This is a genomic window from Streptomyces winkii (assembly GCF_032248595.1).
Classification (GTDB): Bacteria; Actinomycetota; Actinomycetes; order Streptomycetales; family Streptomycetaceae; genus Streptomyces; species Streptomyces winkii.
This window is the reverse complement of the sequence record NZ_JASTTH010000005.1, coordinates 258203-281556: the sequence shown is the minus strand read 5'-3', so window position 1 is coordinate 281556 and position 23354 is coordinate 258203. Positions and strand designations below refer to the sequence as shown.

Below are 23354 nucleotides of genomic sequence, written 5' to 3'. Positions count from 1 at the left end.
ACCCGGTCCCGGTTGAACCCAGGTGTTCCCACGAAACGGGGACTCGCTCCCCGGATCCTCCGGGGGCGGCGGCCACCGGGCCGGAACCAGAACCGGGAACTGGGGAGGAGCCATGGGCAGCGCCACTTGTGGGGCCATGGATGCGGCCTCCCGGTCGAAGGCAGTGGGAGGCTCCGGCGCCGCGACGGCCGTGGCGGCGGCTCCGAGGGCCCGCGCGGACGCCGTGCGGAACAGGGAGCGGCTCGTCTCGGCCGCGCGCGAGGCGTTCGTCGTCCATGGGGCGGACGCGCCGCTCGACGACATCGCGCGGCGCGCTGGCGTCGGGAACGCCACCCTCTACCGGCACTTCGCGGACCGGAACGCGCTCGTGCACGGCGTCGTCCTCGCCGTCACCGAGCGCATCGCGGACCGCGCGCAGGCCGCCCTCGACGAGTCCGCGGAGGGCGGCGGTAGCGGGCAGGCGGATGCCTTCGAGGCGCTGCGCCACTTCGTCTTCGCCGCCGTCGAGGAGCGCATCGGCGCACTGTGCCCTCTGCTCTCGGACCGGCTCGACCGGAACGATCCCCGTCTCCTCGCCGCCAGGCAACGGCTGGAGGGGCTCGTACGGGAGCTCGTCCAACGGGCCAAGGAGGCGGGCCGGTTGCGCCCCGACATCGAGGTCGGGGACCTGCTCGTCGCCATCAGCCAGCTCACCAGGCCGCTGCCGGGCACCGGTTGCGCCGAGATCGCCCGCTTCGTCGAACGCCATGTGCAGCTCTACCTCGACGGGCTTCAGGCCCCGGCAAGGTCCGAACTGCCAGGCCACGCCGCCACGTTGGAGGACCTCCGTACGCCTGCCTGACAGGCGGCTTCCACAGGGGTGCGAGGCGGCGACGGCCGTCGTGCACCTCCTTACGGGGAAATATCGCGCCTTTCTCTGATCAGTTCGGCGCGACCGTCCGGGGCTCGGCTCCGTTGCGTCCGTCATCTGCTGCCGGTCATCCGCTGACAGTCGTCCGTCATCTGTCATCTGTCAGTTGTCGCTCGTCACCTGTCACTCATCGCCCGTCACCCGTCACCCGTCACCCGTCACTCATCACCCGTCACCCATCCACTCGTTCATTCAGCACCGTGAGGCAGGCACACCCATGCCGGAAACAGTCCGAACCACCACCGCGACCGCCGGGACCGCCGTCCCCGGTCGCCCCGATCCGAGACGCTGGACCGCCCTGGGGTTCATAGCCCTCGCCCAGTTGATGGTCGTGCTCGACGCGACCATCGTGAACATCGCGCTGCCCTCCGCCCAGGCGGACCTCCACATCTCCGACGGCAACCGGCAGTGGGTCGTCACGGCGTACGCCCTCGCCTTCGGCGGTCTGCTGCTCTTCGGCGGCCGGATTGCCGACCTCTGGGGGCGCAAGCGGACCTTCGTCACGGGCCTGACCGGCTTCGCCGTCGCGTCCGCCCTCGGCGGCGCGGCACCGAGCGAGGCCGTGCTGCTGGGCTCCCGCGCACTTCAGGGCGCCTTCGGGGCGCTGCTCGCGCCGGCCGCGCTGTCCCTGCTCGCGGTGATGTTCACCGAGGGCAAGGAGCGCGCGAAGGCGTTCGGCATCTACGGCGCCATCGCGGGCGGCGGAGGCGCCATCGGGCTGATACTCGGCGGCGTCCTCACCGAATACCTGGACTGGCGCTGGACGTTCTTCGTCAACATCCCCTTCGCCGTGCTCGCCGCCGCGGGAGCCGTGCTGGTGATACGGGAGCCCGCCGGTACCCGTAACCGCTCGCCGCTGGACGTCCCCGGCGTCGTCCTCTCCACGCTGGGCCTGGTCTCTCTCGTCTACGGCTTCACGCGCGCGGAGTCGCACGGCTGGAGCGAGGGCGGCACGCTGGCCATGTTCGTCGCGACCGTGCTGCTGCTCGGCGCGTTCGCCGCCGTCGAGGCGAGGTCGAAGGCGCCGCTGCTGCCGCTGCGCGTGGTCACCGACCGGAACAGGGGAGGGGTCTACCTCTCGCTCGGCCTCGCCGTCATCGCGATGTTCGGGCTGTTCCTCTTCCTCACGTACTACCTGCAAGTGGTGAAGGGATACTCCCCGGTCAGGACCGGCATCGCGTTCCTCCCCATGATCGCGGGCATGATCACCGGCTCCACGCAGATCGGCGCACGGCTGATGACGCGGGTGCGGCCGAGGCTGCTGATGGGGCCCGGCTTCGTCGTCGCGGCCGGCGGCATGCTGCTGCTCACGCGGCTGGAGGTCGACAGCTCGTACGCGACCCTGATCCTGCCCGCGCAACTCCTGCTGGGGCTGGGCATGGGCACCGCGTTCATGACGGCGATGTCGCTCGCGACGACCGGTGTGGAGGCACGGGACGCGGGTGTCGCCTCGGCCATGGTCAACACCTCGCAGCAGGTGGGAGGCGCCATCGGCACGGCTTTGCTGAACACCGTGGCAGCCAGCGCCACCACCGCGTACATCGGCGAACGGGTCGCGGGGGCGACGAGCGAATCGGCTCGCAAGCTGCTCACGGCGCAGGGCATGGTGCACGGCTACACCACGGCGATCTGGTGGGCGGTCGGCATCCTGCTGACCTCGGCGGCCATCGCGTACACGCTCGTGACGGCGCGCGGCCAGGGCGGCAGCGGCGGATCGGGGACTGCCCCGGCTGCGGCGGGCGCCGGCTCCGAGGGAAGCGGCTCTGACGGGGCCGGCTCCGAGGGCGCCGGCTCTGACGGCGGTGCCTCGGGGGAGGGCGGTACCGGGAGCGGCTCCGAGGACGGTGACGGCACGGAGCGCGCACCCGCGCTGCTGCGCTGAGCCCATGCCCGTACGGCGGGCGGCGGTGGACGCGTGGATCCCGGCCGGGGCCGGGCGGACGGCAGAGCGCCGCTCCGCCCGGCCCCGGCGTCTCCGCGTATCGGGGGCGGGGGGCGACGGTCGGCGACCCCGGCGGGGCCGCGATTGCCGAGATTGGCCGGATGCGGTCCCACCGGTTCCGGGTTCCGCTCCCGGCGGCGCGATGGCCCCGTCCCGCAGCCGTCAAACGTCCCGCGGGCCGCCTTTTTCCGTACGATCCGGGGCCACGTGCAACCAATGGCCCCTTCTGGTCGTCTCTACTGGGGAGGGCAGTAAGTCACGCCGCTGTTCAGCAGGCGTGATCATCAGTGCCGAAGACGGTGGACGGCGTGCCACGCGGGTCGCAGAGGTCGCGCGGAGCCCGCGGATCTCTCCCCCGGCGCCTGCTCCAGCAGTATCCCTGGGCCCCTCAACATCGGGCCGCTCGCTGCGGGCGGACAGGGTACTGCATGATCAGGAAAATGACGCGGTGGTTGGGAATTAAGTCCGGTTTCCGCTCGTTGTTTCCTACGGATGGGGGCACCCGGCAAGTGCCCGATCCAAGCCACCGACCAGTTTGATTGAGTCCACTCGCAAGGGAGCACGCATGGCAACCCGTGCCGTCGCCCGTCGTCAGGCCACCACGACCGGTGCCACTGACACGGCAAGCAGTGTTCGCGCCGCAGGCAGCGAAGTCGCGGACCGCGACCTGGTCGGCATGTATCTCGACGAGATCGCGCGTACACCGCTGCTCGACGCGGCGAAGGAAGTAGAGCTGTCCCTCGCCATCGAGGCCGGGGTCTACGCACGGCGAATACTGAACAAGGACGAGGAGCCGCTGAGCGCCGACTCGGCGAGCGCGACCGCCACCCGCGAGGAGCTGGAGGCGATCGTCGCCGAGGGCGAGCGTGCCAAGGACGTCTTCATCCGCTCCAACCTCCGTCTCGTCGTGGCCGTGGCGCGGCGCTATCCGCGCAGCGGGCTGCCCCTGCTGGACCTGATCCAGGAGGGCAATGCCGGCCTGGTCCGCGCAGTCGAGAAGTTCGACTACCGCAAGGGCTTCAAGTTCTCCACGTACGCGACGTGGTGGATCCGTCAGGCCATCACGCGCTCCATCGCCGACCAGTCCCGGACGATCCGGCTGCCCGTCCATCTCGTGGAGGAGCTGGGGCGCATCCGGCGCGTCCAGCGGGAGTTCAACAGGGAACACGGGCGCGAGCCGGAGCCCGAGGAGGTCGCGGCCGAGCTGAGCTCCACGCCGGAGCGCGTCATCGACGTACTGGACTGGGCGCGTGACCCGGTCAGCCTGAACATGTCCGTCGACGAAGAGGGCGAGACGCAGTTCGGCGACCTGCTGGAGGACACCTCCGCGGCCTCGCCCGAGCAGTCCGTGCTGACGCTGCTGCGCCGCGAGGAGCTGGACGGGCTCATCGGCCGTCTCGACTCCCGCACCGCGTCCATCATCAAGGCGCGTTACGGCATGGTCGACGGGCGGGAGCGCACCCTCACGGAGGTCGGCAAGCAGCACGGCCTGACGCGTGAGCGCATCCGGCAGATCGAGAAGCACGCCCTGCTGGAGCTGAAGAAGCTCGCCTCGGACACCGGCTTCGACGCCGCCGCCTGACGGACGAGCAGAAAATGGAACGGCGACCGCCCAGCCCGCCCCGACCGCCGAGAGCCCGACGGCGCGACGAGCCCAACTTCACACACAGCAGCGGCATTTGACGGCCGCTCCGAGACCGAGTCCCGGTGCCCTCCCCCGAGCGCCGGGACTCTTCTCTGTCCGGGAAAGGCTCCGGGTCTCACCAGGTCCATCGCCCTGTCCGGTCCCTGTGCATGTCCCTGTGCATGTCTCTGCCCCTCTGCCCTGTCCGGTTCCGCGTCGGTCTGTGTCCGGGTGTCTGTGTCGGCGTCTGTGTCCGGTATCGGTGTCCGGGTGTCTGTGTTCAGATGCCCGGATGTGTTTACTTCTCGCTTCCATGGGCCTAGTGTCCGCGTGAAAGTCACACGTTCGGGCATGAACGGACCTGGAGTCGCAGCACGATGTACGCACCGGAGCGCCAGCAGGAGATCCTCCGCCTCGCACAGCAGCGGGGCCGCGTGGAGGTGCTCTCGCTCGCGCAGGAGTTCCAGGTCACGGCGGAGACGGTCAGGCGCGATCTGAAGGCGCTCGACCGGGCCGGTGTGCTGCGGCGTGTGCACGGCGGCGCGATCCCCGCGGGCCGCCTCGACTTCGAGCCCGATCTCCACGAGCGCGAGGCCTCGGCCCCCGACGAGAAGGAGCGCATCGCGCGCGCCGCCCTCGACGAGCTTCCGGCCGACGGTAGCGTCCTCCTCGACGCCGGATCCACCACGGGCCGTCTCGCCGCGTCCGTCCCCGTGGACGCGGCGTTCACCGTCGTCACCCACGCTCTGCCGCTGGCCGCACGGCTGGCCGACCATCCCGGGATCGATCTGCACCTCGTGGGCGGCCGTGTGCGGCACCGCACCCGCGCCGCGGTCGACGCGTGGGCGCTGCGCGCCTACGGAGAGATCAACGCCGATCTCCTCTTCCTCGCCACCAACGGCTTCTCCCTCGAAGGCGGGCTCACCACTCCCGACCTCGCCGAGGCCGCCGTCAAGCGCGCAGTGACGGCAGCGGCCCGCAGGGTCGTGCTGCTCGCCGACTCCACCAAGTTCGGGCAGGAGCACTTCGCCCGGTTCGGCGGCCTCGAGGACGTCGACCTGCTCATCACCGACACCGGGCTCGACGCCGACGACGCCCGCGCGATCGAGCGCAAGGGCCCGGAGGTGAGGCGGGTATGAGCGACGGCACCGCAGCCTCCGCCGCAGCCGGGACCGGGCCGGAAGCCGGGCCCGAAGCCGCGCCCGGAAGCCGTCCCTCCGGCACCGTCGTGACCGTCACGCCCAACCCCAGCCTGGACCGTACGTACGAGATCGCCGGGCTGTCCCGCGGAGCCGTCCTGCGCGCGGGCACCGACCGTGTCGACCCCGGCGGAAAGGGCGTCAACGTCTCGCGTGCCCTGGCCGCGGCGGGACGGAGCACCGTCGCGGTGCTGCCGCTCGGCGGGCCCGAAGGCGCGCTCCTCGCCCAGCTGTTGAGCCGGAGGGGCATCGAGGTGGCGGGTGTGCCCGTACACGAGTCGACCCGTGTCAACATCTCCCTCGCCGAGCCCGACGGCAGCCTCACCAAGATCAACGCGGCCGGTCCCGAGATCACCGCGGACGAGGCCGAGGCCCTTCTGGAGGCGGTCGGCGACCGCGCTGCCGGTGCGGGCGCCGCCTGGATCGTGTGCAGCGGCAGCCTTCCGCGCGGTCTGCCGCCCGCGTGGTACGCCGGGCTCGTGGCCCGCGCACGCGAACAGGGCATACGCATCGCCGTGGACGCCTCCGGGCCCGCACTCTCCGCCGCCCTGCGCGAGCGGCCGGACCTGGTCAAGCCCAACGCCGTCGAGCTCGCCGAGGCCGTCGGCCGCCCCCTCGCCACCGTGAGCGACGCCGTGAAGGCCGCGGAGGACCTGCTGAACGCGGGCGCCGGCGCGGTCCTCGCCAGCCTCGGCGCCACCGGCCAACTGCTGGTCGACGGCGCCGGAATGTGCTTCGGCAGCACCCCGGCCGTCTCCGTACGCAGCGATGTCGGCGCGGGCGACGCCTCGCTCGCCGGCTTCCTCGCCGCCGGCGGCGCCGGCCCCCGGGCGCTGACCGCCGCCGTCGCGCACGGCCTCGCCGCGGTGCAGCTGCCCGGCAGCGAGATGCCGCACCCCGCGGATCTGCGCCCCGACGACGTCACCGTGACGACCGAACCGCCCCTGGACCACCCCCTGGGCCGTCCCCTGCCCGACAGCGCCGATGGAGCCGTGCCATGAGCCAGCTGATCAACGCGGACCTGGTCGACCTCGATCTGACCGCGAACACCAAGGAAGAAGCAGCACGTTCGCTCGCCGAGCGGATGGTCGCGGAAGGCCGCGTCACCGATCTCGAAGGGTTCCTGGCGGACGTGGCCGCGCGGGAGACCCAGATGCCGACGGGCCTCGAAGGCGGCATCGGGATTCCCCACTGCCGCAGCGCACACGTCACCGAACCCACGCTGGCCTTCGGCCGCCCCGTCACGCCCGTCGACTTCGGTGCGACGGACGGACCGGCAGACCTGATCTTTCTGATCGCGGCGCCCGACGGGGCCGACAGCGATCACCTCGGCATACTCTCCTCCCTCGCGCGGCACTTGGCGGACGCGGACTTCACCGAAGCCCTGCGCACGGTGGCCGATCCCGAGCGCGCCGCGGCCCTCATACGCGGTGACGAGGCCGCCGAGGACGCGGCGGACGAAGCCACGGACGGATCTGCGGACGGAGCCGCAGCCGGATCTCCCGGCGGAGCCGGTGAGCCTGATCCCGCCGGGCCGCAGGCACCGGAGGAGGGCAGCGGCGAGGGCGGCCGTCCCTTCCGTATCGTCGCCGTCACCTCCTGCCCCACCGGGATCGCGCACACGTACATGGCCGCCGAGTCCCTGGAGCGGGCCGGGCAGGAGGCCGGGGCCGAAGTCTCCGTCGAGACACAGGGGTCCGCCGGGTTCGACCGCCTCGACCCCGCCGTCATCGCCGCCGCGGACGGCGTGATCTTCGCGCACGACGTGGAGGTCCGCGAGAAGGAGCGCTTCGCGGGCAAGCCCACCGTCGACGCCGGTGTGAAGGCCGCGATCAACCGCCCCGGCGAACTCGTCGCCGAGGTACAGGGCAAGGCCGAACGCGGCGAGGTCTCCGGAACCGCCCGCCCCGGCGCGCCCGTGGACACCGCGGGGGAGCCCGGGGACGGTTACGGCACCCGCCTTCGCAAGTGGCTGATGACCGGCGTGAGTTACATGGTCCCGTTCGTCGCCGCGGGCGGTCTCCTCATCGCGGTCTCGTTCGCGATCGGCGGCTACGAGATCGCCGACGCCAAGTCCGTCGCCGACCACTTCGCCTGGACGGAACTCCACAGCTGGGCAGCGCTGTTCAACCAGATCGGCCAGCTCGCCTTCGGCTTCCTGGTACCGGTGCTCGCCGGATACATCGCCTACGGCATGGCCGACCGGCCGGGGCTCGTGCCCGGCTTCGTCGGGGGTGCCGTCGCCGTCGAGATCGGAGCCGGTTTCCTGGGCGGCCTGGTGGCGGGCCTGCTCGCGGGCGCCGTCGTAACCGCCGTCCGGCGCGTGGCCGTTCCGCCCGTGCTGCGGGGCATCATGCCCGTGGTCGTCATACCGCTGCTCTCCTCGGCGGTTGTCGGCGCGCTGATGTTCGTGCTCATCGGCAAGCCGGTCGCCACCGCGCAGAAGGCCATGACGGACTGGCTCGGGGGCCTCACCGGCACCAACGCCGTCCTGCTGGGCCTGCTCATCGGGCTCATGATGTGCTTCGACCTGGGCGGCCCGGTCAACAAGGTCGCCTACACCTTCGCCACCGGAGGCATCGCCACGTCCGACCCCGGCCACGGCAGCCTGACCGTGATGGCCACCGCCATGGCCGCGGGAATGGTCCCGCCCCTGGGCATGGCCCTCGCGACGGTCGTGCGCGGCAGGCTGTTCACGACGGCGGAGCGCGAGAACGGCAAGGCGGCCTGGGTGCTCGGCGCCTCGTTCATCACCGAGGGCGCCATCCCCTTCGCGGCCGCCGACCCGCTGCGCGTGATCCCTTCGTCCATGGCGGGCGGTGCCGTCACCGGCGCGCTGACGATGGCGTTCGGAAGCACGCTGCGCGCACCGCACGGCGGCGTCTTCGTCGTGCCGCTCATCGGCTCCCCGTTCCAGTACCTGATCGCGATCGCCGCCGGTACGGCGGTCACCACCGGGCTCGTCGTGCTCCTCAAGGGGGCCCGCGTGCGCAGGAGCCGGAGGCCGGACGGATCGGACGGTACGCACGAGCAGCCGGCGGCACCGAGCGAGCAGCCCTCCGGCGCCACCGTGCCCGCCTGAGCGGAACCAGTTCGCAGGCCGCCAGCCCGGTCCAACGTGCCCTGACCGCAGGTGTGTTGGCGCTACGTGCGCCGGCTCTCGCTGCCCTGACGCCCGTACAGATCCCGGTAGGAGGGGAAGACGCCGCCCGGACCGTCCACGCCGTCGGCGGCGAGCACCGCCTTGACCACCGACCGCGTCAGCACGTCCGCGGCGGCGGCCAGCAGATCGTTCAACTCCCCGCCCGCAAGGGGACGTTCGCAGGTCGCCATGGTGAAGACGGTATCGCCGTCGTGCATGAGGTGTACGGGCCGCACCGCGCGGGCCAGCCCGTCGTGGGCCGTGCCCGCCGCCTTCTGGGCCTGGGCGCGGGTGAGTTCGGCATCGGTCGCGACCACCGCCAGCGTGGTGTTGAGCGGAGGGCGCAGCACTCCGGCCGAACGCCTGCCCGTCTCCTCCCGCGCCTCCGCAAGCCGTCGCTGTGCTTCGGTGTGCGTACGCTCGTCCGGCGCGGCGGGAAGGCCGCCCCACATCTCCCCGTAGAGGACGCCCGTCGCCGGGTCCACCGCCGAACCGGCCGCATTGACAGCGGAGATCGCCCCGACGGTGACGCCCGAGGCGAGCGTGGTGCTCGCCGTGCCGATCCCGCCCTTGATTCCGCCCACCACGGCACCCGTCCCCGCACCGGCGTTGCCCTGCGGGACAGGCGCCCCCGGCTCCGACGCGGCGGCGGCCTCGACGGCCTCCCGCCCCAGCGCCGCATCCGGGCGGGCCTGCCAGAGTCCGCCACGGCCCAGGTCGAACAGGACGGCCGCCGGGACGACGGGCACGACCTGCGCCGGGTCCGGCCCCACGGGGACGCCACGGCCCTGCTCCTCCAGCCAACTCATCACGCCCGCCGCGGAGTCGAGCCCGAAGGCGCTGCCACCCGTGAGCACCACGGCGTGGATGCGTTCCACGACGTTCCGCGGATCCAGCGCGTCCGTCTCCCTGGTGCCCGGGGCGCCGCCACGGGAGTCGACACCGGCGACGGCGCCCCCTTCCGGAGCCAGCACCACCGTCGTGCCCGTCAGCCAGCCGGGGCTGTCGCCCTGCGCCCGCTGGGCGTGCCCGACCCGCACGCCGGGGACGTCCGTCACACCGTCCTGAGTAGTCATGCGGCATAGATACCAGGCGTACGGGGACGCCGTACGCTTCATGCATGACCACCGGCTCGCACCAGCCCGACGACCCCGCCGACCGGCTCCAGTTCGACGATCCGCTCAGCGCCCGCTCCGCGGACGACACCGACAGCGGCTGGGGCGACGGCGGCACGGGCGCCGGTTCACGCGGCGGGCAGTACGGAGACGCCGCCGCGGACCTGGCCCGCTTCCTGGAGGAGAAGCCGCCGCACCACCTGTGAGGCCCGGCTACTGCTTCTCGGTGCTCACCCCGGGCTGCCCTCCGCCTGGGCCTTGGCGGCCCGGAAGGTGCCCCCCGCGCTGCTGTCCCACCGAGCCCGCCGGGCCGTCGTCCTCCGAGCCCGCGCGCTGTGCGGCGAGCAGGTCGCGGATCTCCGTCAGCAGATCGATCTCCGTCGCCTCCTCGGGCTCCTCGGGCGTCTCGTTCCGCGCTGCCAGCCGTTCCTTGTACCTGTTCATCGGAAGGATCATGAGGAAGTAGACGACGGCGGCCGTGATCAGGAAGGTCAGCGTGGCGCTGAGCACCGGGCCCCAGTTGATCGGGACGCCCTGCGTCACTTCGCCCGTCGCCTTGTTGATCTCGCAGGGGGATTTCAGACAGGACCTGTACTTCTCCAGGTCCTTCGTCCCTATCGCGCCCACGAGCGGATTGATCAGGCCCTTGACGACGGAATCCACGATCTTGCTGAATGCCGTGCCGACGACGACGGCGACGGCCAGCTCGACCACGTTGCCGCGCATCAGGAATTCCCTGAATCCCGCCAGCAGGCCCTTCTTCTCGCTCTCCACTGCTGCCACGCTCTTCGACCTGTCTCTTTCCGAGTGCTTCGAGGTACGGCCGGCGGCGCACGGCCGGCGCGGCACGTGTGCTCAGCACAGCGTCACCGCCAGCCTGCCTGAGGCTCCCGCGCCGGCGAGCGCGGTGGCCGTCCTGCGCGGCACTCTGAGCACGACGAGCGCTCCACCGTCCGCTTCGCCGACCGGGTCAGTCTCCACCGACCTGGGCACACGATCCACCCGCGCGCTCCTGGCCACCACCCTGGCCCGTTCCGTACCGCCCTGGCCGGCGATCACATCGACCCGGTCTCCCGGGTGCAGCAGCCGCACCGCCGCGGCGTCCGCGATCCGCACCGGGGCCAGCACCGCCGAGGCGGACCCCTCTCCGCCCGCGGGACGGCCAAGTGCCCGCGGAGCGGCGGCAGTCGGGCCCGAAGGCGACCCACGGCCCGCCTCGGCATGCGCGGAACCGCCGCGGTCGCCACGGGGGATCTGGGCCGCGAGCGCGGCCGACGCCGCCGCGGCGACCGCGAGCCCCGCGGCCGTGAAGCGTCGCCTCGCGTGCACCATCCGGCGCAGACGGTGCCCGCCCCGCGGCCCCGGACGCACCGGTGTGAGATCCGGCACCGCGCAGGGACCCGGAACGTGGCCATGCCCCCAGCGGTGCCCGTGGGACCGCGCATCGCGGCGCCCGCCCACCCCTCCGGGATCACCGCCACCGCTGCCGCCCGGTGGTTCGAAGTCCCGGTGCATCACGATCACCACCTGCCGTCAGAGCATCGGAGAACTCGCCTTCCGCTGCCAGACTGCTGCCTTCGGCGATGCTCGGACGAAACCCGCCGAAATCTGTGGATAACCAGGCAGTTGTGGATAAATCAGGGCCCTGAACCGGGACCCCTCGCGGCCAGCAACGAGCCACGAGCCACGACTCGCGAGCCACGAATCGCGAGCCGACGAGCCGACGAGCCGACGAGCCGACGAGAGGGCGCGAGGGCGCCCAAGCCCCCGGCCCCGTACCCCCGCCCCCCGTACTCGCTGCCTACTGCTCCAGCGCGCCCGGCAGTTCGATGCCCGGGTCCATCCCGCCCAGCGCCTGCCCGCACCCGCAGTCGCGCTTCTTCGGCAGCTTGGCGACCGCGTCGAAGAGCACCCTGCGCAGCCGCCCCACGTTCTCCCCGAACACGCGAAGCACTTCCTCGTGCGAGACTCCCTCGCCGGTCTCCGCGCCGGCGTCCAGATCCGTGACGAGCGTCAACGAGGAGTAGCAGAGCCCCAGTTCACGGGCGAGCACGGCCTCGGGGTGGCCCGTCATGCCCACCACGGACCAGCCCTGCGCCGCATGCCACCGGGACTCGGCACGCGTGGAGAAGCGGGGCCCCTCGACCACGCAGAGCGTGCCGCCGTCCACCGCGTCCCAGCCGTGCTCGCGCGCGGCGGCCAGCGAGGCCTGCCGCCCGGCCTCGCAGTACGGGTCGGCGAAGGTCAGATGGATGACGTGCGGCACGGACCCGTCGGGCAGCGGCTCGCCGTCGAAGTAGGTCTGCGCACGCGACTTCGTACGGTCCACGAGCTGGTCCGGCACGAGCAGCGTGCCCGGCCCGTACTCCTGGCGAAGACCCCCCACCGCACACGGACCCAGCACCTGCCGCGCTCCGACGGAACTCAACGCCCACATGTTTGCGCGGTAGTTGATGCGGTGCGGCGGCAGATGGTGCTTGCGGCCGTGCCGCGGCAGAAAGGCGACGCGGCGCCCCGACAGCTCACCGATGAAGAGCGAGTCGCTCGGTTCGCCGTACGGGGTGTCGACCGTGACCTCTGTCACGTCGTCGAGGAAGGAGTAGAAACCCGAGCCGCCGATGACGCCGATCTCTGCCTGTTCACTCATACGGGTCACCCTACGGGCAGGCGGCGAACCGTCGCTGCCGGACCGTACGGTCGCCCGGCGCGACCCGCCCGGCGGGCCCGTCAGGCGTCGGCGCGGCCCTCAGGCGGCCGAAGAGCCCGCCTTGCTCGCGCTCTTGGAGCCGTTGCCCGAGGACGAGCCGGAGGAGCCCGAAGAGCCGGACGAGGAACCGCTCTTCGCGGAGTCCGAGGACGACGAGCCGGACCCGGAGTCCGAAGAGGAGGACGACGAGGACGAGTCCGAGGAGGACGACGAGTCGCCGTTGCCCTTGGACGAGTCGGACGACCCGGAGGACGACTTGCCCGCCCCCGAAGAGCTGCGGCTGTCGTTCCGGTAGAAGCCGGAGCCCTTGAAGACGATGCCGACGGCCGAGAACACCTTCTTCAGGCGGCCCGCACAGCTGGGGCACTCGGTCAGTGAGTCGTCGGTAAACTTCTGCACCACCTCAAGGCCATCGCCGCACTCGGTGCACTGGTACTGGTACGTCGGCACGTTCTCCTCCTGGCACTCTTACTCGGTGAGTGCTAACGACGCTCCATAGTGCAGTATTCCCGCGCCTCAGTCCACCGGGACAGGTGGACGGTGACCCACCGCACCCCCGGACGACCCATCACCCGTGCCGACGGCCAGCCTCCGCCGGAAGACGACGAGCGCGGCCAGAGCCAGCCCCGTACCGGCCAGCGGTGCGAGGAAGCCCGCGCCCGCGCCGGCCGCGTCCGCGAGCTGACCCGCGACCATCGACCCCGAGGCCTGCCCCAGCGCCACGGCGCCGGTCAGCCAGGTGAACGCCTCCGTGCGGAACGCCGCCGGAACCAGCAGCTCCGCCAGCGTGAAGCCCGTGATCATGGACGGGGCGACCCACAGCCCGAGCAGCAGCCCGAGCCCGCCCAGCAGGGGCAGCAGCGGCGCCAGTTGGGCCGTCACCGCCAGCGTGAGGGCGGCCAGCACGAGCACCGGGTAGGCGGTCAGCAGCCGTACGTCCGCGCTCCGCCGCCAGCGCACCGTCCCCACGACGAGAGCGGCAGAGGTGTTGCCCGCCGCGAAGACGCCGTACAGCACCCCGTTGAGCTCGGGCGCCTCCGCGGCCTGGGTGAACGCGGCGACCGAGACCTGCATCCCCCCGAAGACCGTGCCGATGCCGAGCAGTACGACGATGAGGACGCGCATGCCCCGGACACCGAGCGCCGACCCCGCGCGCCTGCCGCTCCCCTCGCCCCGTCTGCCCTTGCCGCGGCCGCTCGTCCCGCCTCCGCCCCCCGTCCGCACCTCGGGCTGGGTGCCGCGCTGCGCGGCGAAGAGCAGGCCGCTGCACAGCATCAGCGCGACCTCCGCGACCAGTCCGGCCGCGGGGTGCACCCCCGTGCACAGCGCCGTCGCCAATACGGGACCCACGATGAAGCTGAACTCGTCCGTCACCGACTCGAAGGCCGCGGCAGTCGTCATGAGCGACGAGCCGCCCGAGCCCCCCGCATCGTTCGTGCCCGCAGTACGCTCCGCACCCCCCAGCCGCGCCGACCAGCGCGCCCGCACCATCGGGCTGATCTGCGGAATGGTCGCCCCCGCCGGCACCGCGGCCGCGAAGAGGGCCCACACCGGTGCCCCGCGCAGCGCCAGGGCGATCAGCAGCGAGACCGACAGCGCGTGCAGCAGTACGAGCGGAACCAGCACCGCCCCCTGCCCGAACCGGTCGGTGAGCCTGCCGCCCTGCGGCGCGAGCAGCGCCATGGAGACACCCGAGACGGCGGTCACGATCCCGGCCGCTGCGTACGAGCCGGTGGTGTGCTCGACGAGCAGGACCGTTCCGACGCCGAGCATGGCGATGGGCTGCCGGGCCAGGAAGCCCGGTATCAGAAAGCGCCACGCGCCGGGTGTGCGCAACAGTGCGCGGTATCCGGCACGGCGGTCGCCGGTCGCTGTGGCCGGGGTTGCCACGGCCGAGCCTCTCTGCCGCCTGGTAGCGCGCTGCGGGCGCCGAAGGCCGTCCTCTCGCGCGGCCATGACGGCCACGCCGGCCCTGCATCAGGCGGGAACGGTGAATTCCCTTACCGACAGGAGGATAACGGCCACCCCGCACGCCCCGGATCCCCGCGAACAGGCCTCTGGCGAGCGGGCTCATCGGCTCGCTTGCGGGCTCACTTCTGCGGCCGGGGCCCCCGGCCCGCGCGCTGCGACTCCCGCAGCCATCCCGCGAGCTTGCCGCCCCGGCCGACCTCCAGGAGGCGGTCCTCCGTGGCGTCCCGCACCGGGTCGGTCGCCACGACCAGCAGTTCGTCGCCGTGCCGCAGCATCGTCGTCGGCAGCGGTACGAAGCTGCTGCCGTCCCGCACGACCAGGGTGACGGCCGCGCCCGGCGGCAGCCGCAGCTCGGTGATCTCCACGCCGTGCATCTTCGAGTGGGCCGGGATCGCCACCGACAGCAGATGGCCCCGCAGCCGTTCCAGCGGCGCGGATTCGATGTCCAGATCCGTCGGTTCCTCGCTGTCGCTCAGGTTCAGCTTGCGCGCGACCCAGGGCAGCGTCGGCCCCTGCACCAGCGTAAAGATGATCACGAGCATGAAGACGATGTTGAAGATGTTCTCGCTGCCCTCGACTTCGGCGACCCGTGGGATCGTCGACAGCACGATCGGTACCGCCCCGCGCAGCCCGGCCCAGGAGAGCAGTGCCTGGTCCCGCCAGCGCTGGTCGAAGGGGAGCATGCTGCACAGCACCGACAACGGCCGCGCCACGATGGTCAGTACGAGCCCGACGCCGATGGCCGGCCAGAAGTCGTCGACGAGGTCGTGCGGAGTGACCAACAGGCCCAGCAGCACGAAGAGTCCGATCTGCGCGATCCACGCGAGCCCGTCGGCGAAGCCCCGTACCGCGGGCCGGTGCGGCAGCTTCGCGTTGCCGAGGATCAGCGCCGTGACGTAGACGGCGAGGAACCCGGAGCCGTGCAGCAGCGCACCGCTCGCGTACGACAGAACGCACAGCGCCATAACGGCGATCGGGTAGAGACCGGACGCCGGAAGCGCCACCCGCCCCAGGCTCAGCGCCCCCAGCTTGCCCACGAGGAGACCGACCACGAGCCCGATGGCGAGCTCCAGAAGGATCTCCGCGATGAGCACCTCCCAGTGGTCCGGCGGGAAGTGGTGCGAGGAGAAGGCCACGACGAGGATGACGACCGGTGCGTCGTTGAAGCCCGACTCCGCCTCCAGTACGCCCGCGAGCCGCTTCGGCAGCGGCACCTTGCGCAGTACGGAGAAGACGGCCGCGGCGTCGGTGGAGGAGACCACGGCGCCCATGAGCAGCGAGGTCTGCCAGGCGAGACCGATGAGGAAGTGGGCGGCGCAGGCGGTGATCAGCACGCTCACCCCCACACCGACCGTGGAGAGAACGGCGGCGGCCGGCACCGAGGGCCGGATCTCACGCCACTTGGTGCTCAGACCGCCCTCGGTGAGGATCACCACCAGGGCCGCGTAGCCGAGCGTGCGGGTCAGTTCGGCGTTGTCGAACTCCACGCCGAGCCCGTCCTGCCCGAGCGCGATGCCGATCCCGAGATAGACGAGCAGGCTGGGGAGCCCGCTGCGCGAGGAGAGCCTTACCGCCGCGACCGCGAACAGCAGGACGAGCGTGCTGAGAAGGAGCAGTTGGTTGAGGCGGTCGACACTCAGGGGCAGATCCTCTCTCTCGATCGAACCTCGAAGTCCCGTTCAGGTCCGCCAGTTCGTTCATGTGGCTAACAATTTACCATCGCTTGAATGTCGGCGGCCTTCGGGCGATGACTCCCTGTGTAGCGCTGCTCCGGCTCGGCCTATGGTTGGTCCGGCGTGGCTCCGTTCGCTCCGTTCCGGTCCTCACGCCCAAGGTCCACCCTGCCCTCGAAGGACAGCGATGCCCGCCAAGAAGACCTCGCGACGCGCCCGTCTGATCGTGATCGCAGTCGTGCTGCTGCTCGTGGCCGGTGTCGGAGGCGGCACGTTCTGGACGGTCAGCACGGTCCGCGACTCCTTCCCGCAGACCACCGGCTCGCTGAAGCTCAAGGGCCTGGACGACCCCGTCACCGTCCAGCGCGACCGCGAGGGCATTCCGCAGGTGTACGCGGACAGTTCGGCCGACCTGTTCACCGCGCAGGGATACGTCCAGGCACAGGACCGCTTCTGGGAGATGGACGTACGGCGGCACACGACGTCCGGCCGGCTGTCGGAGATGTTCGGCCCCGGCCAGGTGAAGACCGACGCCTTCCTGCGGACGCTCGGCTGGCGCCGCGTCGCCGAGCGTGAGTACGCAGGGCTCTCCAAGGAGACCAAGGCCAACCTCAGGTCGTACACGGCGGGCGTCAACGCCTACCTCAAGGACCACAAGGACTCCGCTGCTTCCCTCGAGTACGCGGCTCTCGACCTCTCCACCGACTACAAGCCCGAGAAGTGGGATCCGGTCGACTCGGTGGCCTGGCTCAAGGCGATGGCGTGGGACCTGCGCGCCAACATGTCCTCCGAGATCGACCGCGCGCTCATGGCCGGCCGGCTCTCCGGCGATCAGATCGCCGACCTGTACCCGGACTACCCGGCCGAGCGGAACAAGCCCATCACCGGCGGCTCGGTGGGCGCCGGCAAGAACTTCGAGCCGAAGGGCGACTCCGCCGCCTCGCCCACCTCGGGCGCCGGTGCGCAGCAGGCCGTGCGCAACGCCGGCTCGGAGCTGAGTTCCGTCGCCACGCGCCTCGACAAGATCCCGGCGATGCTCGGCGCGAACAACAGCGGCATCGGCTCCAACTCCTGGGTGGTCTCCGGGAAGTACACGACGACGGGCAAGCCGCTGCTGGCCAACGACCCGCATCTCGCGCCCCAGCTGCCGTCCATCTGGTATCAGATGGGGCTGCACTGCCGTACGGTCACCAAGTCCTGCCCGTACGACGTCTCCGGATTCACCTTCGCCGGGCTGCCCGGCGTCGTCATCGGCCACAACCAGGACGTCTCCTGGGGCATGACGAACCTCGGCGCCGACGTGACGGACCTGTATCTGGAGAAGTTCAAGGACGGCGGATACGTGTACGACGGCAGGCGACGCCCGTACCGGATCCGCGAGGAGACCATCAAGGTCGCCGGCGGGAAGAGCCGCAAGATAACCGTGCGCGAGACCAACAACGGCCCCGTCATCTCCGACCGCGACCGCGAACTGCGCAATGTGGGCGAGGAGTCGCCCGTGGACAACGCCGCGCCCGACCGCGGCGACGGTTACGGGGTCTCGCTGCGCTGGACGGCGCTGAGCCCCAGCAAGACCATGGACGCCGTCTTCAAACTGGACCGCGCGTCCGACTTCAAGGAATTCCGCGCCGCCGCCCGCGACTTCGCGGTGCCCTCGCAGAACCTGATCTACGCCGACACCAAGGGCAACATCGGCTACCAGGCGCCCGGCGCCATCCCGGTGCGCGGCAAGGGCGACGGACGCTATCCCGTCCCCGGCTGGGACCCGCGCTACCGCTGGAAGGGATACGTGCCCCAGAAGGCGCTGCCCTGGGAGTACAACCCGCGCCGCGGATACATAGTCACCGCCAACCAGGCCGTCGTGGACGAGAAGAAGTACCCGTATCTGCTCACCGAGGACTGGGAGTACGGCACCCGCAGCCAGCGCATCAACGATCTGATCAGCTCGAAGATCGCGGACGGCGGCAAGATCTCCATGGGCGACATGCAGACCATGCAGATGGACAACAGCAGCGAGATCGCCAAGCTGCTCGTGCCGTACCTGCTGAAGATCAACATAGAGGACGGCTACGTACGCGAGGCCCAGCAGCTGCTCGAAGGCTGGGACTACACGCAGGAGCGCGACTCCGCGCCCGCCGCGTACTTCAACGCCGTCTGGCGGAACCTGCTGGTGCTCGCCTTCGGCAACAAGCTGCCCAAGGAGCTGCGGGTCAAGGGCGACTGCATCAACGTGCGGCCCTCCGACGAGTCCGGCCCCGTCGACGACCTCGACGGCGACACCCGCCTGGTGCGCGAGTGCGGCATGCGCGACGCGGCCTCGGCGCAGCCCGACGGCGGCGACCGGTGGTTCGAGGTCGTGCGCAAGCTCATAAAGGACGAGGACAGCGACTGGTGGAGGACGCCGGGCAACAACGGCCGCGCCGGCGACAACAACCGTGACGACCTCCTCAAGCACGCGATGAAGAGCGCCCGCTGGGAGCTGACGTCCAAGCTCGGCAAGGACATAGATTCCTGGAGCTGGGGCCGGCTGCACCACCTGATGCTGCGGAACCAGACCATCGGCACCGAGGGCCCGGGCTTCATGCAGTTCCTCCTCAACCGCGGTCCCTGGGACCTCGGCGGCGGCAAGGACGCCGTCAACGCCACCGGGTGGAACGCGGCGGGGGGTTACGACGTGATCTGGGTGCCGTCGATGCGGATGGTCGTCAACCTCGACGACTTCGACAAGTCCCGCTGGATCAACCTCACCGGCGCCTCCGGGCACGCCTACAACCCGCACTACGTCGACCAGATGGACAAGTGGTCCGAAGGGGCCCTGCTGCCCTGGGCGTTCAGCCAGCGGGCGGTTGAGAAGGGCACCGAGGAGAAGATGGCGCTGACGCCGTAGAGCCCTCCGAGCCGCGGCCGGGTCCGGGCCGATGTACGCCCGGGGCGAGCCCGCCGCGGCTCACGCGTGGTGCGGCGGCGGCGGCGGCGTGAATCGGTGCACGGCCGAGGGCGTCACCGCCGCGGCCACCGGCAGGTCGTGCGGCTCCGCCGGGACGCTGCCGACGACTTCGGCGTCGTACAGCAGCACGGCGAGCGCCGGGCGCGCACCCGCCGCCCCGATCCGTGCCAGCACCCGGTCGTACGAGCCGCCGCCGCGCCCCAGCCGGATCCCGTCCCCGTCCACGGCGAGGCCCGGCAGCAGTACCGCGTCCGCCTCCGTGACGGCGTCCGGGCCCAGCCGTGGTCCGCCGGGCTCCAGCAGGCCCCGCCGCGCTCGCACGAGCCCGGCCGTCCCCTCGTACACGGCCCAGTCCAGGTCGTTGTCGGGCAGCAGAACCGGCAGCAGCACCCGTACGCCCTGAGCGCGCAGCGCCTCCAGCAGAGGGCCGGTGCCCGGCTCCCGCCCCACCGACACATACGCCGCGACGGTGCGCGCCTCGGTCAGCTCCGGGAGCTCCAGCGCGCGCTCGGCCAGCACCGTGGCCGTCGCCTCCGCGTCGCGCGCCGTCAACCGGGCCCTCACCGCGAGGATGCTCTCCCGCAACGCACGCTTACTACCGTCGATTTCGCCCACTGGCGTTCCCTGTTCCTTCCGCCTCGGCCGCCGTTGCTCACACCGTCACATATGCGGTCGAAGCCATACTTACGGCTCAAAGCCACCGGTTATCGTGCGGGGCATGAGTACTTACAGAGGACAGATCACCAAGGCTGTCATCCCGGCAGCAGGGTTGGGCACCCGCTTCCTGCCCGCCACCAAGGCGACCCCCAAGGAGATGCTTCCGGTCGTCGACAAGCCGGCGATCCAGTATGTGGTCGAGGAGGCGGTCGCGGCCGGGCTCCCGGACGTGCTGATGGTCACCGGCCGCAACAAGCGCCCTCTTGAAGATCACTTCGACCGCAATTACGAACTCGAACAGGTCCTGCGCGACAAGGGCGATGAGACGAAGCTCAGCAGGGTCGAGGAGTCCAGCGTCCTCGCCACCATGCACTACGTCCGCCAGGGCGATCCCCGCGGCCTGGGCCACGCCGTCCTGTGCGCCGCGCCGCACGTGGGCGAGCAGCCCTTCGCCGTCCTCCTGGGCGACGACCTGATCGACCCGCGCGACCCGCTGCTGGCCACGATGCTGCGGGTGCGCGAGGAGCACGGCGGCAGCGTCATCGCGCTCATGGAGGTCCCGCGGGAGAACATCCATCTCTACGGTTGCGCGGCGGCCGCCCCCACCGGCGAGACGGACGTCGTACGCGTCTCCGACCTGGTGGAGAAGCCGTCGCCCGCCGAGGCCCCGTCCAATCTCGCGATCATCGGGCGCTACGTGCTCGATCCCGCCGTCTTCGAGGTGCTGCGCAAGACCGAGCCGGGCCGCGGCGGCGAGATCCAGCTCACCGACGCCTTGCAGACCCTCGCGGCCGAACCCTCCCTGGGCGGGCCGGTGCACGGCGTCGTCTTCCGCGGGCGCCGCTACGACACCGGTGACCGAAGCGACTATCTGCGCGCCATTGTCAGGCTGGCATGCGAACGTGAGGACCTGGGCCCGGAGTTCCGGGAATGGTTGCGCGGCTTCGTCACCGAGGAGATGTAAGGCTTGAGCGAGACCTGGTCGGTCGAGGAGCACCTGGACGACATCCTCAGCAGCATCCGTCCCCTTGAGCCCATCGAGCTGCAACTGCTCGACGCCCAGGGGTGCGTGCTCGTCGAGGACGTCACGGTGCCCGCTGCCCTGCCGCCGTTCGACAACAGCTCGATGGACGGATACGCGGTGCGCACCGCCGATGTCGAGGGCGCCACCGAGGAGTTCCCCGCGGTGCTGACCGTCATAGGGGACGTCGCGGCGGGCGAGCGCGACCTGCCCGTGGTCGAGCGCGGCAGCGCCGCCCGCATCATGACGGGCGCGGCGCTGCCGCCGGGAGCCGAGGCCGTCGTCCCGGTGGAGTGGACGGACGGCGGGCTCGGCGGCGGCCCGGTCGAGACGATGAGCGCCCGCAGCCTCGACCCGAGGGGCGCGGCGGGCGAGGTCCGCGTCCACCGCCCCGTCGAGCAGGGCCAGCATGTGCGTCCGCGCGGCAGCGACGTACGGGCGGGCGCGGTCGCCCTCAGCGCCGGTACGGTCCTCGGCCCGCCCCAGGTGGGTCTCCTCGCGGCGATCGGCCGTGGCACGGTCACCGTGCGCCCGCGCCCCCGCGTGGTCGTCGTCTCCACCGGCAGCGAACTCGTCCAGCCCGGCGAGCAGTTGGGCGCCGGCCAGATCTACGACTCCAACAGCTTCGTGCTGACGGCCGCCGCTCGCGACGCCGGCGCGATCTCCTACCGCGTGGGCGCCGTCGCCGACGACGCGGACACCCTGCGTTCGACGATCGAGGATCAGCTCATCCGGGCGGACATCGTCGTCACCAGCGGCGGCGTCAGCGTCGGCGCGTACGACGTGGTGAAGGAGGTGCTCTCGCGGATCGACGGCGACGAGAGCAGCGTCGAGTTCCGGCGGCTGGCGATGCAGCCGGGCAAGCCGCAGGGCTTCGGCCTGATCGGCCCCGACCGCACGCCCGTCCTCGCCCTTCCGGGCAACCCGGTCAGCTCGTACGTCTCCTTCGAGCTCTTCGTGCGTCCCGCGGTGCGGGCGCTGATGGGCCGCGCGGCGGTGCGCCGCGAGACCGTGCGCGCAAGGCTGGAGAGCGAGGAGGCGCTGACCTCGCCGGACGGCAAACGCCAGTTCCTGCGCGGTAGTTACCTTCCGCCGGCGGCCGGTGAGGCGGCGGGCGTGGTGCGTCCCGTCGGAGGTGCCGGATCGCACCTGGTCGCGGCGCTGGCACAGGCGAACGCGCTGATCGACGTCCCGGAGAAGACCACGCGGGTCACCCCCGGCGAGGAAGTGTCCGTGGTGCCGCTCGACCCCTAGGCAGGCCCTAGGCAGGCCCTGGGCAGGCCCTGGGCAGGCCCTGGGCAGGCCCTGGGGCCGCCGGGGCGGGGCCGGCGCGCCGCGGGCCCGGTACCGTATCCGGTCACAGGGACGGTTTCGGGAGCACGATGAGCAGCGCAGAACAGCAGCACCTCACCCACATCGACGAGGGTGGGGCGGCCCGCATGGTCGACGTCTCCGCGAAGGACGTCACCGCGCGCACCGCCCGCGCGGCCGGCAGAGTGCTGGTCTCCCCCCGCGTCGTCGAGCTGCTGCGGGGGGAGGGCGGCGAGGGCCTGCCCAAGGGCGACGCCCTGGCAACGGCCCGTATCGCGGGCATCATGGGCGCCAAGCGGACGCCGGAGCTCGTCCCGCTGTGCCATCCGCTCGCGCTGTCCGGCGTCACCGTGGATCTCTCGGTCACGGACGAGGCCGTCGAGATCAGCGCGCAGGTGAGGACCACGGACCGCACGGGCGTCGAGATGGAGGCGCTGACGGCGGTCACGGTCGCGGCCCTGACGGTGGTCGACATGGTGAAGGCCGTGGACAAGTCGGCGGTCGTCACCGACGTCCGCGTCGAGGAGAAGAGCGGCGGCCGCTCCGGTAACTGGACGCGCTCCGGGGGTACTTCGTCCCGTACCGGCGATGTGTCCGGCACGTCCGGCGAGGAGGAGTCCGGAGTATGAGCCCTGCCCTGCACCCCTACCGCGCCCTCGCCGTCACGGCGTCCAACCGCGCGGCCGAGGGAGTCTACGAGGACAAGGGCGGCCCGTTGATCGTCGAGGGCCTGTCCGCGCTGGGCTTCGACGTGGACGGCCCCAGCGTCGTACATGACGGCGAACCGGTCGCGGACGTGCTCGGCGCGGCGGTCGCGGCCCGCTACGACGTCGTCGTCACCACCGGCGGCACCGGCATCTCGCCCACCGACCGCACTCCTGAAATGACGCGCCGCGTCCTCGACTTCGAGATCCCGGGCATCGCCGAGGCGATCCGTGCCGAGGGCGCGGGGAAGGTGCCGGCGGCGGCCCTCTCGCGGGGGATCGCGGGCGTGGCGAACAGCACCCTGATCGTGAACCTTCCCGGTTCGTCGGGCGGGGTGCGCGACGGACTCGCCGTACTGGGACGGCTGTTGGTGCACGCCGTCGACCAGATGCGCGGCGGTGACCACCCAAGAGGGGACCTCGCCACGTGA

Annotated in this window: 20 protein-coding genes; 12 read left to right on the top strand and 8 right to left on the bottom strand. The window is 71.5% G+C overall.

Annotated elements, in window-relative coordinates; all coding sequences use genetic code 11:
- The first annotated feature begins 136 nt into the window (after nt 1-136).
- The 6 genes from QQM67_RS16950 (at nt 137) to QQM67_RS16925 (ending at nt 8757) form a co-directional block, all read left to right on the top strand.
- The gene (locus QQM67_RS16950) at nt 137-841 is read left to right on the top strand and encodes a TetR/AcrR family transcriptional regulator (RefSeq protein ID WP_314175121.1); all 705 of its coding nucleotides are present in this window, start codon (nt 137-139) and stop codon (nt 839-841) included.
- Between the two features lie 286 nt (nt 842-1127).
- Nucleotides 1128-2792, top strand: a complete 1665-nt coding sequence (locus QQM67_RS16945) for an MFS transporter (RefSeq protein WP_314174722.1) — start codon at nt 1128-1130, stop codon at nt 2790-2792.
- Between the two features lie 625 nt (nt 2793-3417).
- Nucleotides 3418-4434, top strand: a complete 1017-nt coding sequence (locus QQM67_RS16940) for a sigma-70 family RNA polymerase sigma factor (protein ID WP_314174721.1) — start codon at nt 3418-3420, stop codon at nt 4432-4434.
- A 419-nt stretch (nt 4435-4853) separates the two neighbouring features.
- Nucleotides 4854-5615: a DeoR/GlpR family DNA-binding transcription regulator gene (locus QQM67_RS16935; protein WP_314174720.1), complete on the top strand. Its 762-nt coding sequence runs from the start codon at nt 4854-4856 to the stop codon at nt 5613-5615.
- Nucleotides 5612-6676, top strand: a complete 1065-nt coding sequence (gene pfkB / locus QQM67_RS16930) for a 1-phosphofructokinase (protein WP_314174719.1) — start codon at nt 5612-5614, stop codon at nt 6674-6676. The genes QQM67_RS16935 and pfkB overlap by 4 nt, the downstream gene beginning before the upstream one ends.
- Entirely contained in the window at nt 6673-8757 is a 2085-nt protein-coding gene (locus QQM67_RS16925) for a PTS fructose transporter subunit IIABC (RefSeq protein WP_314174718.1), read from the top strand. Before pfkB ends, QQM67_RS16925 begins: the two co-directional genes overlap by 4 nt.
- 62 nt (nt 8758-8819) lie before the next feature.
- Here the strand turns inward: QQM67_RS16925 and QQM67_RS16920 are convergent, their stop codons facing one another.
- Nucleotides 8820-9893 carry a P1 family peptidase gene (locus QQM67_RS16920; RefSeq protein WP_314174717.1) on the bottom strand — a complete coding sequence of 358 codons (1074 nt, stop codon included), beginning with the start codon at nt 9891-9893 and terminating at the stop codon, nt 8820-8822.
- A 44-nt stretch (nt 9894-9937) separates the two neighbouring features.
- Here QQM67_RS16920 and QQM67_RS16915 point away from each other — a divergent pair, with 44 nt between their 5' ends.
- Nucleotides 9938-10138 (top strand): hypothetical protein, encoded by a 201-nt coding sequence (locus QQM67_RS16915; RefSeq protein ID WP_314174716.1) that lies wholly within the window; start codon nt 9938-9940, stop codon nt 10136-10138.
- A gap of 7 nt (nt 10139-10145) precedes the next feature.
- Here the strand turns inward: QQM67_RS16915 and mscL are convergent, their stop codons facing one another.
- From mscL to QQM67_RS16885, 6 genes are all read right to left on the bottom strand, one after another.
- A complete protein-coding gene (gene mscL, locus QQM67_RS16910; RefSeq protein WP_314175120.1) occupies nt 10146-10706 on the bottom strand; it encodes a large conductance mechanosensitive channel protein MscL in 561 nt (186 codons plus the stop codon).
- Nucleotides 10707-10787: 81 nt separating this feature from the next.
- Nucleotides 10788-11264, bottom strand: coding sequence for a hypothetical protein (locus QQM67_RS16905; protein ID WP_314174715.1), 477 nt, complete (start codon nt 11262-11264; stop codon nt 10788-10790).
- 469 nt (nt 11265-11733) lie between these two features.
- Nucleotides 11734-12579 (bottom strand): S-methyl-5'-thioadenosine phosphorylase, encoded by an 846-nt coding sequence (locus QQM67_RS16900; protein WP_314174714.1) that lies wholly within the window; start codon nt 12577-12579, stop codon nt 11734-11736.
- A gap of 99 nt (nt 12580-12678) precedes the next feature.
- Nucleotides 12679-13089 (bottom strand): FmdB family zinc ribbon protein, encoded by a 411-nt coding sequence (locus tag QQM67_RS16895; protein WP_314174713.1) that lies wholly within the window; start codon nt 13087-13089, stop codon nt 12679-12681.
- 66 nt (nt 13090-13155) lie between these two features.
- On the bottom strand, nt 13156-14529 hold the full coding sequence (locus QQM67_RS16890) for an MFS transporter (protein ID WP_314174712.1): 1374 nt from the start codon (nt 14527-14529) through the stop codon (nt 13156-13158).
- Between the two features lie 200 nt (nt 14530-14729).
- Complete coding sequence (locus QQM67_RS16885) at nt 14730-16256, bottom strand: potassium/proton antiporter (protein WP_314175118.1); 1527 nt, start codon at nt 16254-16256, stop codon at nt 14730-14732.
- A gap of 214 nt (nt 16257-16470) precedes the next feature.
- Here QQM67_RS16885 and QQM67_RS16880 point away from each other — a divergent pair, with 214 nt between their 5' ends.
- Nucleotides 16471-19170, top strand: a complete 2700-nt coding sequence (locus QQM67_RS16880; protein WP_314174711.1) for a penicillin acylase family protein — start codon at nt 16471-16473, stop codon at nt 19168-19170.
- Nucleotides 19171-19230: 60 nt separating this feature from the next.
- Here the strand turns inward: QQM67_RS16880 and QQM67_RS16875 are convergent, their stop codons facing one another.
- The gene (locus QQM67_RS16875; protein ID WP_314174710.1) at nt 19231-19845 is read right to left on the bottom strand and encodes a 5-formyltetrahydrofolate cyclo-ligase; all 615 of its coding nucleotides are present in this window, start codon (nt 19843-19845) and stop codon (nt 19231-19233) included.
- Nucleotides 19846-19948: 103 nt separating this feature from the next.
- On the opposite strand from QQM67_RS16875, the gene galU reads away from it, so the two are divergent.
- The 4 genes from galU to QQM67_RS16855 all read left to right on the top strand — a co-directional run bounded on the left by galU (nt 19949) and on the right by QQM67_RS16855 (nt 23354).
- A complete protein-coding gene (gene galU / locus QQM67_RS16870; protein WP_314174709.1) occupies nt 19949-20851 on the top strand; it encodes a UTP--glucose-1-phosphate uridylyltransferase GalU in 903 nt (300 codons plus the stop codon).
- 3 nt (nt 20852-20854) lie between these two features.
- Entirely contained in the window at nt 20855-22162 is a 1308-nt protein-coding gene (gene glp, locus QQM67_RS16865) for a molybdotransferase-like divisome protein Glp (protein ID WP_314174708.1), read from the top strand.
- A gap of 128 nt (nt 22163-22290) precedes the next feature.
- Nucleotides 22291-22848 carry a cyclic pyranopterin monophosphate synthase MoaC gene (moaC, locus tag QQM67_RS16860; protein WP_314174707.1) on the top strand — a complete coding sequence of 186 codons (558 nt, stop codon included), beginning with the start codon at nt 22291-22293 and terminating at the stop codon, nt 22846-22848.
- Nucleotides 22845-23354 (top strand): MogA/MoaB family molybdenum cofactor biosynthesis protein, encoded by a 510-nt coding sequence (locus QQM67_RS16855; RefSeq protein WP_314174706.1) that lies wholly within the window; start codon nt 22845-22847, stop codon nt 23352-23354. Before moaC ends, QQM67_RS16855 begins: the two co-directional genes overlap by 4 nt.